This is a genomic window from Halioxenophilus aromaticivorans, assembly GCF_042850945.1.
In the GTDB taxonomy this organism is placed as follows: domain Bacteria; phylum Pseudomonadota; class Gammaproteobacteria; order Pseudomonadales; family Cellvibrionaceae; genus Halioxenophilus; species Halioxenophilus aromaticivorans.
Genome location: NZ_AP031496.1, coordinates 5,486,273 through 5,499,356, shown reverse-complemented (window position 1 = coordinate 5,499,356; position 13,084 = coordinate 5,486,273). Strand labels below are relative to the sequence as shown.

The 13,084-nt window shown below is 48.9% G+C and carries 10 protein-coding genes; 8 read left to right on the top strand and 2 right to left on the bottom strand.

Going from position 1 to position 13,084, the window contains the following annotated elements; translation table 11 throughout:
- Positions 1–83 precede the first annotated feature (83 nt).
- A complete protein-coding gene (locus ACGHM3_RS23365) occupies positions 84–830 on the top strand; it encodes a hypothetical protein (RefSeq protein WP_345424551.1) in 747 nt (248 codons plus the stop codon).
- Positions 831–853: 23 nt separating this feature from the next.
- Here ACGHM3_RS23365 and ACGHM3_RS23360 read toward each other — a convergent pair whose 3' ends face one another.
- Together ACGHM3_RS23360 and ACGHM3_RS23355 are read right to left on the bottom strand one after the other, a co-directional pair.
- Positions 854–2,587 carry a bifunctional protein-serine/threonine kinase/phosphatase gene (locus tag ACGHM3_RS23360; protein WP_345424548.1) on the bottom strand — a complete coding sequence of 578 codons (1,734 nt, stop codon included), beginning with the start codon at positions 2,585–2,587 and terminating at the stop codon, positions 854–856.
- A 139-nt stretch (positions 2,588–2,726) separates the two neighbouring features.
- Positions 2,727–3,539 carry a formate/nitrite transporter family protein gene (locus tag ACGHM3_RS23355; protein ID WP_345424545.1) on the bottom strand — a complete coding sequence of 271 codons (813 nt, stop codon included), beginning with the start codon at positions 3,537–3,539 and terminating at the stop codon, positions 2,727–2,729.
- 488 nt (positions 3,540–4,027) lie between these two features.
- On the opposite strand from ACGHM3_RS23355, the gene ACGHM3_RS23350 reads away from it, so the two are divergent.
- The 7 genes from ACGHM3_RS23350 (at position 4,028) to ACGHM3_RS23320 (ending at position 13,015) form a co-directional block, all read left to right on the top strand.
- Positions 4,028–5,824: a NirA family protein gene (locus tag ACGHM3_RS23350; protein WP_345424542.1), complete on the top strand. Its 1,797-nt coding sequence runs from the start codon at positions 4,028–4,030 to the stop codon at positions 5,822–5,824.
- A gap of 234 nt (positions 5,825–6,058) precedes the next feature.
- Complete coding sequence (locus ACGHM3_RS23345; protein WP_345424539.1) at positions 6,059–7,813, top strand: sulfite reductase flavoprotein subunit alpha; 1,755 nt, start codon at positions 6,059–6,061, stop codon at positions 7,811–7,813.
- A 72-nt stretch (positions 7,814–7,885) separates the two neighbouring features.
- Positions 7,886–8,326 carry a cyanase gene (gene cynS / locus ACGHM3_RS23340; RefSeq protein ID WP_345424536.1) on the top strand — a complete coding sequence of 147 codons (441 nt, stop codon included), beginning with the start codon at positions 7,886–7,888 and terminating at the stop codon, positions 8,324–8,326.
- A 108-nt stretch (positions 8,327–8,434) separates the two neighbouring features.
- A complete protein-coding gene (locus tag ACGHM3_RS23335; protein ID WP_390517713.1) occupies positions 8,435–8,905 on the top strand; it encodes a DUF1348 family protein in 471 nt (156 codons plus the stop codon).
- Positions 8,906–9,426: 521 nt separating this feature from the next.
- On the top strand, positions 9,427–11,550 hold the full coding sequence (locus ACGHM3_RS23330) for a hypothetical protein (RefSeq protein WP_345424533.1): 2,124 nt from the start codon (positions 9,427–9,429) through the stop codon (positions 11,548–11,550).
- Between the two features lie 59 nt (positions 11,551–11,609).
- Complete coding sequence (locus tag ACGHM3_RS23325; RefSeq protein WP_345424530.1) at positions 11,610–12,269, top strand: sigma-70 family RNA polymerase sigma factor; 660 nt, start codon at positions 11,610–11,612, stop codon at positions 12,267–12,269.
- Complete coding sequence (locus ACGHM3_RS23320; protein ID WP_345424527.1) at positions 12,266–13,015, top strand: anti-sigma factor domain-containing protein; 750 nt, start codon at positions 12,266–12,268, stop codon at positions 13,013–13,015. Before ACGHM3_RS23325 ends, ACGHM3_RS23320 begins: the two co-directional genes overlap by 4 nt.
- The last annotated feature ends 69 nt before the right edge of the window (positions 13,016–13,084 follow it).

Below are 13,084 nucleotides of genomic sequence, written 5' to 3'. Positions count from 1 at the left end.
CTTGTTACTTAACGTTAGCAATTACAGGTACCACGCCTAGGGCCATTAACAAGGCTAGCGCGTGCTTGTTACTGGCCATGGCTTTGAGTATTACCAATGCCCAGGCTGAGCTCATATGGCATTGGCAAGATCCATTCTCCCCCCAAGAAAAAACTCGGTTAAAACATTGGGTAAGTAAAACCGCTGCCGCAGTGGAGCAAACCGTGGCACCTTACCCGTTCGATGTGCACGTCTATTTTCATCGTATGGCAGGTAAAGGTGAGCCTGTGCCCTGGGCCAATACCCGGCGGCGGCCAAATCAGGCTATTCATTTTCACGTTGACCCAAGCTATTCCCTACAGCAGTTTTTGAAGGATTGGACGGCGCCCCACGAGCTTAGCCATTTGCTGATTCCCTATGTTGGCCAAGATTACAGTTGGTTTGCGGAGGGCTTCGCCAGCTATTTGCAGTACCGAGTTATGCATACCCTAGGCGTTTTAACGCCAGAGCAAGTCAGCCAAAAGACTCACGCTAAAATCAGCCAAGCCCAGGATAACTATATTTACCACAAAATTCCGTTCCACTACGCGGCCCAAATTCTACGCGAATCAAAACAATACCCTGTGTACTACTGGGGCGGAGCGGCCTTTTTTCAGTCGCTAGATGCTCGGCTGCAGCGCGAGCAATCGTCATTGGTGGCTGTGTTAAAAGATTACCTCGCCTGTTGCCGGTTGCAGGCGAAGAATCTTTCGAATTTAGTGGCGACCTTGGATCGATTGGCACCGGCACAGGTATTTGCGCCGGCCTTGCAAGCAGCCACAACGGAAGCCGGTTTTCCGTTGTGGGAGTAGGTGGGTTTAATCGACATAAAGTATTAGGTAGATAGTATGTGGTACACCAGCGCTATAACAATAACGGCGAGTATGGCGCAGAGCGATTGCCAAAACGCGAGAGGGTTTCGCTCTATTAAGGGTGGCTTGGTTTGGTTAACAAATTTTACGTTGGGTTGGCGTAAATCGTAGATAAACTCGCTGAGCTGGCTGTAGCGTTTGCGCGGGTCTATGGCTAGGGCTTTGCGTAACGTCAAATCAACCCACGCTGGGGTTTCTCTTCTATCGCTGGTAACGCTGTGGTAGGTAAGCTTTTTTTGCGCCGCCCGGCTTTGTGCTCGGGCGATCTTGGCGCCGTAGGGCAGCCGGCCGGACAACATCTGATAGGTGATTACCGCCAGAGAAAACAAATCCGATTGCGGCGTGCCAAATTCACCCACAAAATATTCCGGAGCAGTGTATTGAGCGGTGCCCAAAATTTCACTGCGAGTGATGGTTGGCGAGATCTCTTCTAAGCCGGCCACCCAGGTTGCGCCAAAATCAATGATTTGTACGGTGCCGGTGTAGTCGATCATAATGTTTTCTGGGCGTAGGTCTTGGTGCAGCATTTCCAGCCGGTGAAACGCTTGCAACCCCCTGGCGATCTGCTCAACAATGGCCCTTACTTGGTCCAGCCGTGGGGTGGGGTTATCCACCATCCACTGGGCCAGGGTCTGGCCCTTTATGTATTCCGTAGCGACGTAAAAATACTGCTTGCTACGGTCTAACGCTGCTGGCTTAAGAACATGAGCATTATCGATGCGGCGGGCAATCCATTCCTCCAGCAAAAAACGCTCTAGGTATTTTTTATCACCTTGCAATTCGTTAGACGGAACCTTAATCACGATTTCGTGTTGGCTCTTATCATCTACGGCTAGGTACACATGGCTGCGAGCGCTGTTATACAGCGGCCTCACGATGGTGTAGCCGTCTATTTTGTGGCGTGCATGCATTACTGGGGGAAAGGGTAAATCGGTTTGGGTTTCGATAACCTCTTCGCTGGACTGATCCGGTATCGACTCTATATACACAATTTGGCAGGTCAGGTTGTCGTCGCTGCCATTGAGGTATGCTAGGTCCACCAGCTCTTTGGCGGCTTTATCGAGGTCATCAATATGCGCTCTACTGATGCTGGCAATATCGGCCTCGGTAACATATTCGTAGATACCATCCGTTGCTAGAAACAACAGGCTGCCGGGTTGCAGAGTAATAGAGTGGTAATCAAATTCAAGAAACTGACTGGTACCTAAGGCTCGTTGAAGATAGTGTTCATCCCGCGATACCTGCACTCGGTGGTCTGTGGTGAGTTGATGGAGCGTGGTGTCTAATACTTGGTAAACCCGTGCATCGCCAATATGAAATATATGGGCCGTTGCAGATTTAAAAATAATACCGCTAAAAGTACACACGTAGCCTCTGTCGAGGTTGTAGCGAAAGTGGCTGCGCTGGTTTTGAAAATGCAGCCAGGAATTGATCGCGTTGAGCACACAGTGGGCGGATTTCTTAACGCTCCAAGACTCCGGTGTGCTGCAATAATCTTCTATAAAGCTTGTTACTGCCGCTTTACTGGCTTCCTGGCTAACGTCACTGCTACTAATGCCATCGGCTAGCGCTATCACCATGCCTTTGTTGGTTGAAATAGGCGCAGGCGGAATTGAAACCCCGTAAAAGTCTTGGTTTACCGGCTTTCTGCCCTTGTCGCTGTGTTGTCCAACGCGGACGGATAGTTTTACTGCCATAGGTAAGCGTGTAACTCTTTTTAGGGGGGTATAGATTTATTCGGACTATATTAATTAATCCACGGCTATTCACAACACAAAAAAGGGCGCAAGTGGTACCCACTTACGCCCTCCCTTTAGCAGCTTTGCTGTTGTCGGTTTAAACCGCAGCTGTCGCTTTTGATTCCCGCACATGGGTTAAATATAGGGGGAGGCCCACTAAACAGAATCCGCCCACAAGGTTACCCAAAGCCGTTGGGATTTCATTCCAAAGGAAGTAGTCGATTATCTCAAAGTCGCCACCCATAATCATAGAGAATGGGAACAAGAACATGTTTACGATGGAGTGCTCAAATACCATATAGAAGAAGAGCATAATTGGCATCCACATGGCAAAGATTTTAGCAATGGCAGAGGTAGAAACCATGGCTAACACAACGCCCATGGAAACCATCCAGTTACACAGCATGCCGCGGATGAAAATCGTGAACCAACCCAAAATACCCTGCGCTTTGTAGCCAAGAGTACGTGACTCACCAATGGTGGAAACTTTAGCCGCTACTGCGCCACCGTCTACTTGGTAACCGTAGGTCAAAATAAAAGAAGCAAAGAACGCGGTGGTTAATGCGCCGGCAAAGTTACCGACAAAAACCAATCCCCAATTGCGTAGCAGGCCTTTCATATCGCAGCCAGGGCGCTTATCAATCAACGCCAAAGGTACCAATGTAAATACACCGGTGAGCAAATCAAACTTCATTAGGTAAAGCATAATAAAGCCAACCGGGAACAGGCAGGCTCCCAATACCGCATTACCGGTTTGTGTGATAACGGTAATCGCAAAAAAGGCGGCCAAGGCGAGAATGGCTCCGGCCATGTAGGCGCGAATAAACGTATCCTTGGTAGACATAAAAATCTTTTGCTCGCCAGCGTCTACCATTTTTTTGGCAAACTCTGATGGTTCCAAATAAGACATAACAGGTAACTCCCTAAAATCCGTGAAAACCCTTCGTAGGGGCAAAGGTGATATAGCAAAACTTAAGCAGCGCAATCGCGATGTTTGTGAACAAGGCAAATCTGTTTTAGCAAGGGGAGTGCCAAGCCCCAAAAAAAGGGCGTTTTGGTGAAAAATAATGGTGCTTCAAGAAATAGAGGTGAAAATGCGTGCGTTTATTTGGTGCTATTTTCTGTTGTCAGCTCCAATCTTGCACAAGTGCTCGAGGGTTAAGGTTCATTTGTGGTGCACCTAAAAGTCATGAAATTTTTAAAATGACTTTTGGGGTGCGATTTTGGATCATTTCAAAACACCTTGCCTTCTGGTTGTGCAAAAACTGAGCTGAGTTGACCAGCAGAATAACTACACAACTAAGCGCGGTCGTGTTGACTGCAGTTCTGCACACTGGGCAGGTATTTTGCATTTCACAGTCCTCTATACTTAAAGAAGTAATCTCAGGGGGTTGCGCGTTGTCTCATTCACCTACCTACTCTGCAGGCCAATCCAGCGATCAAGCAGCAACAGCCAATGTCATCGCCAGCAGCAAGCAACAGCACGGATTCACTGCTGAACAAAAACGTTACCTGGCGGATACCCTAGTAAGTGCGAATTTGCACCTAGCATTGGGTGGGTCTCAGCAAGCCCAAGCCTCCGCTGTGCCAGAGTCGTTTTGGGGCACTCCGGTAGAAGACCTGTGTAAAGAAGAAAAGCGGAAATATGAGACCCATGTGCTCGATATCTGGCAGGACATCGTTCGCAGCAACGATACCAATCAGTTATTGACTGGGCTGGACCAATTTATGGCGCGGCACTATGGGTTGTTTAACGTCACGCCAGCCATGGAAGGTTATATGGTTCGCATGCGCATACCGGCCTGTAAGGTTCGTGGCGATCAGATGATTGTGCTAGGGGATATCGCCGAAGATATCGCAGGGGGTTATGCCCATGTCACGACGCGGGGCAGTTTTCAATTTAGAGAAGTCGAGCCCAACCGTGTTCTAGAGATGCTTACGCTAATGCACGATACGGGTTTATCTTGCAAAGGCACGGGGGCGGACAGCGCCCGCAATATTACCTGTATTCCCACAGCCGGATTTGACCCCGAAGAATTAATTGACCTGCAAAAGTATGCAGTCGCGCTGAGTCATCGAATTTTAAATACCCGAGATTTTCAGGGCATACCCCGTAAATTTAACTTCTCCTTCGATAACGCAGGCACGGCTTCCTGTGTTTCAGATACCAACGATGTCGCTTTTGTGGCGGTGGATGTGCAAGACAATGACCAGGGTGTGGAGCCGGGAATTTATTGCCGCATCATTTTAGGCGGCATTACGGGCCACAACGATTTTGCCCGCGATACCGGCTTTGTTTGCCACCCTAAAGATACCCCAGAGATCGCAGATGCCATTTTAAGAGTATTTGTTGAGCACGGCGACCGCACAAATCGTAAAAAAGCGCGCTTTAAATACGTTTTGGACGCCCATGGCTTTGATTGGGTGTGCACTAAAGTGCAAGCAAAGCTCGATGAATACGGCAACGGGGTAAAAATTATTCCGCTGTCGGCAAGATTCGATGCGCCTCGCCCCAAGATTAATCGGCAGGGGCACATTGGTGTTCACCCGCAGGCGCAGGATGGCTACAGCTATGTGGGCGTTGCTCTGCGGCTAGGTAAAATGACACCGGAGCAAATGCGCGGTGTTGGAGACATCGCCATGAAATATGGCAAAAACGATGTGCGGCTGACGGTGTGGCAAAACTTTTTGATACCCCACATTAAAAATGAAGATGTGGATAAAGTCATTCAAGAATTAGAAGCGTTAGGCATGACGACCACGGCTACCTCATTTGAGGCTGGCGCTGTGGCATGCACCGGCCGTTGGGCGTGTAAGTTGGGTAACGCCTATACCAAAGCCGATGGTAACGCCATTATTGATCATCTTAACCAACGCTTTGAGCTGGATTCTCCAATTAACATTCATCTTACAGGTTGCCCCAATTCCTGCGCACAACATTATATTGGTGATATAGGGTTGATCGGCACTGCCGCAAAGGACGGCACTGAAGGTTATAACGTGGTTGTTGGGGGCGGCGTTGACGATGACCAGAACCTGGCAAAATTTCTGTGTGGGCCTATTGCCTCCCGTGACATCTGCGGTGTTGCAGAAACCATTGTCGCTAATTACCTGAATAAGCGAGAAGGTAACGAAAGCTTTATCGCATTCACCGGTCGCTACGATGAAAGTCAGCTAAAAGACATCTTATTGTAGCAATGGTGGTTAGAGCCAAGCTTGAGCTAATTGACATAATAAGAAAACGGAGTGATATGTGATTGTGTGGCGAGGGTGTAAAGGAATGAATTTAAAGTAATGAGGGTAGAGGCGTGAATGAATGAAATCGGCTGCCTCTCTTTATTCTTATTATGCTTATGCCACGCTAACAGAGACTGATAACAGATTTGATAACCAATTCATCGAAATAAAAGCATTATTCGGAACAACACAATGAACGATAGTTTAATTGACCAATTATCCTCAATAATGAATGCCAGTGCAGATTCCAGCAGTGTGGTTGAGTTACCAGAGGAGGCGCCCTTTGATGCCGAACAGCGCCAATGGTTAAACGGTTTGTTGACGGGCATCAACGCTATTGCTGCAGCGGCAGCGAAAGGGGCCATGGAAGACGCACCGGGGACACCATTAACGGTATTGTACGGCTCGCAGTCGGGTAACTGCGAAGTATTATCAAAGGATCTAAAAAAATTCGCGGCTACCCAGGGGTTCGAGGCCGAGATCATTGAGTTGGACGACATTACACCAGCGGATCTGGCAACCATCAGTCACGCGGTGATCCTCTGCTCTACCTTTGGCGAAGGTGAGCCACCGGACAACGCCAAGCATTTTTACACTGCGTTAATGGCCGACGACGCCCCGCAATTACCTGCGTCCCTCAGCTTTAGTGTGTGCGGCTTGGGCGATTCGAGCTACACGCATTTTAACCGCGCAGCGCAAGATATCTATTCGCGTATGGTAGAGCTGGGTGCAACGCCCTGTCTTGAATGGGTCTCCTGCGACGTTGCCTTTGAAGACGACTACGCCGCTTGGAAAGAGGCGGTTTTTCAAACCGAGGTGTTTGCGTCGGCGGCCGGTGCGGCTGCCAGTCCGTCTGCTGCCGAGTCTGAGCCAGAGCCGAAATTCAGTAAAAATACGCCGTTTATTGCCACGTTAATCGATACCCACAACCTTAGCGGCCAGGAATCGGCTAAGCGAGTAAACCATATAGAAATATCTCTGGCTGGCGGTGGCGAGGATATGGCCTACCAAGTGGGTGATGCCCTGGGCGTGTGGCCAATGAACTGCGCTACCGAAGTTAGTGAAATCCTAGCCGCAGGAGGGTTCACCGGTAAAGAGCTTATCGAGCAAAAAAGCGGAAGGGCGACTCTGCGCGTTTTGTTACAAACTAAGTTGGATATACACACGGTCAACGCTAAGGCCTTGGCTACCTGGGGAATCGATGCCTCGCCGGAAGAATATCAAGTTATAGACGTACTTAGTCGGCTAAAACCAACGCTGGATGCTCAGACATTTGCTGATGGGCTGCGTGTTTTGCAACCGCGATTATATTCCATTGCTTCGAGCCCCAATAAACACCCAGGCGAAGTACATCTTACCGTGGGTGAGGTGCACTATGAATTACACAGTAAAAAGCGCAAAGGCGTGGCTTCTACCTGGTTTGGAGAGCGGCTAGCAGCCGGCGCGAGCCTAGGTGTCTATGTTCAGCCTTCTGCACATTTCCATATCACCCAAAACGATAGTGCGCCGGTCATTATGATTGGCCCGGGTACCGGAATCGCGCCCTTTAGAGCCTTTTTGGAGGAGCGTGAAGTGCGCGCTGCCGGAGGCCAGAATTGGCTGTTTTTTGGCGACCAACACGAAGCCCAGGATTACCTCTACCAAGAGGAAATCCAAGCTTGGCAAGAAAGCGGCTTGTTAACCAATTTAAGTTTGGCTTGGTCGCGGGACACCGCCCAAAAAGTGTATGTGCAAACATTAATTAAACAGCGCGGCCAGGAGTTCTATGAATGGCTGCAGTCAGGCGCGTACATTTATATCTGTGGTGATGCGTCTCGTATGGCAGCCGACGTCGATGCGGCCATCAGAGACGTCATTGGCGAGCACGGTGGGCTGGACGAAACCGGCGTGCAAGACTATATGGATAAGCTATCAGCCGAGCACCGTTATCAGCGCGATGTTTATTAATCAAGCTTTCTGGTAATCAAACTCTCTGGGTGATTCCCAGGGAACACACTTCACTCAATAAAGGATAATGAGATGGACAAGTTAGCAATGACCGACGCACTAATGGCTGCAAAATTGGCTAAGGGCTTAAGTTGGGAAACCATTGGCAGCGATTTGAATATGTCTCCGGTGTGGGTGGCATCGGCTTGCTTGGGAATGAACAGTGCCCCGGCAGAAAAAGCCAAAGCGATTGCCGAATACTTAGAAGTAGGCCCGGAAGTCGCAACTGCGTTAGAAGTGTATCCTACCAAGGTTTGGGACCAAGCGGTTCCCACCGACCCGTTAATCTACCGCCTTTACGAAGTGGTTGGTGTCTACGGTGACACATTAAAGCAGGTTATCCAAGAAAAATTCGGCGATGGCATCATGAGTGCCATCGATTTTTCCATGGAGGTGGACAAAATCGAAGATCCCAAGGGAGATCGAGTTTTGTTAACACTCAACGGCAAATTCCTACCGTATAAATCCTGGTAATCATTTATAGTGGCACAGGTTTGCGAGTTAGGTAGGCCTGTGCCACTTCAAAAATTCCCTTTGCCACTTCAAAAAATTTAAGAATAGATCAACCCGAGACCGACCATTGTGAGCGAACCAAGACCACCCTTGCCACCCTTTGACTACGAATCCGCCTGCATCAAAGTGCGCAAAGCCGAAGATGCTTGGAATCTTCAAAAACCAGAACAAATAGCCCTAGCCTATAGCCCCGATTCTCAGTGGCGTAACCGCTCCGAGTTTATTAGCGGCAGAGAAGAGATTGTTGCCTTTTTGCAGCGTAAATGGAGCAAAGAGCTGGATTATCGGCTGATCAAAGAGATCTGGGCCTACAGAGAAAACCGGATAGCCGTACGCTTTGCCTACGAATGGCACAATGCCAGCGGAGATTGGTTTCGGTCCTATGGCAACGAAAACTGGCAGTTCGATGAGCTGGGGTTAATGGCACAACGCCACGCCAGTATCAACGATGTGGCCATAAAAGAAAGCGAGCGAAAATTTAAATGGGACGCCGGCGTGCGCCCAGCGGATTATCCCAGTCTCAGTGATTTAGGGCTTTAATCGGTCTATAAATCATAAATCGAGATTTCGTTTAATCAGTATAGAGCATTAAATTGATACTCTTGCTCCGCATACGATTCTAATTCTCTGTAAAGTAAAAAATTCGAAACCGCCGGCTTATTTGTCGGCGATCTCTAGCGTCGCCTTTCCTGGTTAAAAGCTCTACTAGCTTGATATTTATCAGCTTTCTCGGGCCAACACTTCTCTAGGTTTGGAGAGATCCAACTTGCCCCAATATCCATTTGGTAAACAGTAATCACATAGTATTTCTGGCATACCAGAATTCTTAGGTCGGTAATACAAGCATTATGTTATTTTCTGTCAACTCAGCCTTATCTCGAATATCCCTAACTTTTATGGCGCCATCCATCTGTTAAAAGTGTTGTAAAACTTACAAAAAAATTATTTTTTTTTTTTGAAACCCAAAGTGAATCCTCTCGTAGCTACCTACGAGCAAGCCAATTTAGGTGTTTGGTATTACGGCACATCCAGCTTGCAAAATTTATTAAGAGGAACGCATTGTGAACAACAAATTAATAGGGCCAGGAAAGGAAGAGATATCAGCAGTTGCTGCTTCATCGTTATTGAAGGGCCACTCCAAAACGAAACTTATACGCTTGTCCCAGCTTACGGCGGCGGTTGCGCTGGCCAGTGGCTTGATGGCCTGTGGTAGTGACAGCAATGGCAACGGCAATAACGGAAATGGTGGCGGGGAAGGCAATGGCGGTGAAGAACTTGTACTTACCGAAGCTACTTATTTAAAGGCAAATAACGGCTCAGAAAACGCGGGTACTGTTGAAACGATAACCGAATACGACGACTTGCAAAAGCAGTTTAACTCAGGTGCCAATGAAGGGCTTGAGTTGGACTCTAATGGAAATCTTATTCAAGCAGCAGACATCACCGACAGCGCACTGAGATTTGCCTGTGCGATTACATTGCGGGGCGATGAGGCCGACTTTGACGTAAATCGAGATCGTGAGTTAAGTGGGTCAAACACGGGTTTGTTAAACCCCAAAGGTATCGCCTACGCTGACAGCCATGGTCTAGTGTTGGTCGCTAATTTTAATGCAACACAAATTACGGTGTTTGGTTCTGCCGCTGGCGGAGATGCCACGCCGGTGGCTGTTTCGGCGTTGTCGGTTAAGCCTTGGGATTTGACCTACGTCGATGCCGATGACCGATTATTTGTGGCTTTAACCGATGGCACCGTCGCTGTCTATGACGATTACGTCGCCAATGGGTTTGTCAGTACTCCCAATCGTATCATTACCCCGGTTGATGGTGACGGTAATATTTTGTCCATCAATAGCCACGGTATCGCTTACGATGCCACGGGCGATCGTTTAGTCGTTAGTGATGTGGGCGATGCAGATGTCGCCACCGATGGCGCAATTTTTGTGATTGAAAGCGCAGCCTCCGCCGATGGCAACACTTCGGTGGCGCGGCACATCAGCGGGCCTACTACCATGTTGGGTAATCCGGTAGATATCGTCTTAAACGGTTCTGAGCTGCGTGTTGCTGAGAAAAGTAACGATGCCATTTTGGTCTACGCCGATATCTTTTCGGGTGACAGCGGCGATGTGGAGCCAGATCTTATCACTAGCAGCGTTAAGCCAGAATCTTTAGTTCAGGTACCCGATACGTTTAACCTGATCGATGCCTCTGAAACCACCGACGCTGGTATGGTGGCTTCCATAATTGCAAGCAGTAACCCAGCTGAAGGTAGCGCCACCTACGGCCAAATTTTGGGCTTCGATACCTCGTTATCTGCGGCTAGCTCAACCTTTGCCACGGGCATGAGTATCGAAAGTGTCAGTTTGGATAACGCGGGCGATCTCTACGCTACCTATGATAGCGACATGGGCGCAGGCGTGTTTGTCGCTGGTCGTGGTGCCGGTGTGCGTGCCGACGGCAGTACCGATATGGCCCGCGACCGTATGATTACCGGTGCCGCTACAACGTTGGTGAGCCCAAAAGGTTTGGACATAGACAGCATGAACGGACTGATTTTTGTGGCTGAAAATGATTCAGTTGAACCGGGAATCAAAATCTTTTCCGCCTGTGCTGGTGGTAACTCAAGCCCGCTAATGACGCTAGGCAACAGCGGTGACGTTAGCCCATGGGATGTCGATTACGATGCTTCAACGGACACCGCTTTCGTAGCATTGACCGATGGCACCGTTGCAATTTACGAAAATGTGGTTTCATCAATGAATGACGGAACAATGGATGTTGCCATGCAAGACCGCACCATCACCCCCACGATAAATGGCGAGGCTATGCAGGCGCCGACCAATTTGCACGGCATTGATTACGATCCGAGCAGCGATTCGTTGGTGGTATCCGATGTCGGTGACGCCGCCATCGCTAACGACGGAAAACTGTACGTCTTACCCGGTGCGGCCATGGCCGATGGGCCTCTGGATGTGAGCGTCAGTATCTCTGGTGATGCGACCATGCTCGGCAATCCTGTGGATTTAATGTTCGATGGCACAGCAGTTTATGTGGCGGAAAAATCCAACAGCCTAATATTAAGGTTTGATGATGTGTTTGCTTCGCCCGGCGGTGATATTAGCCCTTCAGCAAGTGTGGAATTACCCTCTGCCGAAAGTGTTGCTCTGAAGTCTTCGCAAATAAACTAACCGTTCGTTAAGTGAAACCTTAATCTGGGCTACTCATAGGGTGCTGTCTAGGTTAAGGTTTGCACCAGGATACAATTTGGTTTGAATACATGGTGCAAAACAATACGGAATTTGGCGGTGATAATATTAATAATAGCGTAGAGGCGAAAAACGACGAGGCAGCAGCAAATCGCTTAGTTGAATTAATGCAATTGGTACAAGTTGGAGATCGTTCAGCGTTTACGCAGTTCTACCAATTAACCAGCGCAAAAGTGTTCGGAATACTGTTGCAGATAATACGGCAAAGAGAAACTGCAGAAGAGATTTTGCAAGAGGTATACATCAAAGTTTGGCGCAAGGCCGGCCTCTTCCAACGCGAGAAGTCGTCGGTAATTACGTGGTTGTGCGTAATAGCTCGCAACCACGCCATTGACCATTTGCGTAAGCGGCAAGCGCCACAGGAGGAGGACGAGGAGTCTATAAACCGGGCAGCTGACAATGCACCCACGCCCAGCGAAAGTTTTGAGATACGCAGAGATTTGGAACGGCTAGAATTTTGTTTAACGGAAGTCGGAGAGCCGCAAGCGGAAATGGTGCGTCACGCTTATCTCCACGGTGCTAGCAGGCAAGAACTAGCCGCTCGCTACAGCCAACCACTTGGTACCATCAAAACTTGGCTCCATAGAAGCTTAAAACATTTGAAATCTTGCCTGGGAAACGCCGAAGGATCTAAATCATGAATGAGAAAGAGCTTAAAGCAGCCGAATACGCACTGGGAACTCAAAGCCAGAGTGAGCGGGCTGCCATTGAGCAAGAGCGATTGCTCGATTCTGAATTAGACGCGTTTATTACAACTTGGGAATTAAAACTGGCGCCAATGTTGGCGAATTTCGAATCTGAAACTCCGCCACAATACATCTTGCAACAGTTGCAAAAAGAGCTGGCCATGGCAGCGCAGCTAGAGCCACAAGAGTCAAAATTGGCGGCAGAGCAGGCCGTAGTGGACGCGCATTCAGAGGTGGTGCTATTGCAGCGCAAGCTGAAGCGTTGGCAAAGAGCAAGTTTTACTGGCTACGCAATGGCGGCAACACTACTTGCGGCCGTCGTTTTCAATAGCGTGGTTGTGGAGCCAACAGCGCCACCACCGTTTGTAGCCGTGTTTCAAAAAGACGACGCACAGCCAGCTTTTTTGATGAGCGTGGATTTGAAAACGCGAACACTGAAAGTTCAGTCGGTTACGGCAGAGGGATTAACTGGAGAAACTTATCAACTTTGGATCAAAGCAGATGAATTAGGGCCGTCTCCCAGGTCTCTCGGCTTGTTATCGTCCATTGAGAAGCCCATGGTAAAAGCATTGGATCAATTCACTCCGGAATTAATTCAATCGGCTTTATTTGGTATTAGTGTTGAGCCTATGGGCGGCTCTCCTACTGGAGTACCCACCGGGCCGGCCATCCATGGCCAGCTTTATTCTGTAGAGATTTAGGGGCTGTTAAATCGTTGCTGCGGGTTGCTTGATTCGCCAAAGAACTGTGCGCCCGGCGTTGGTATTTCT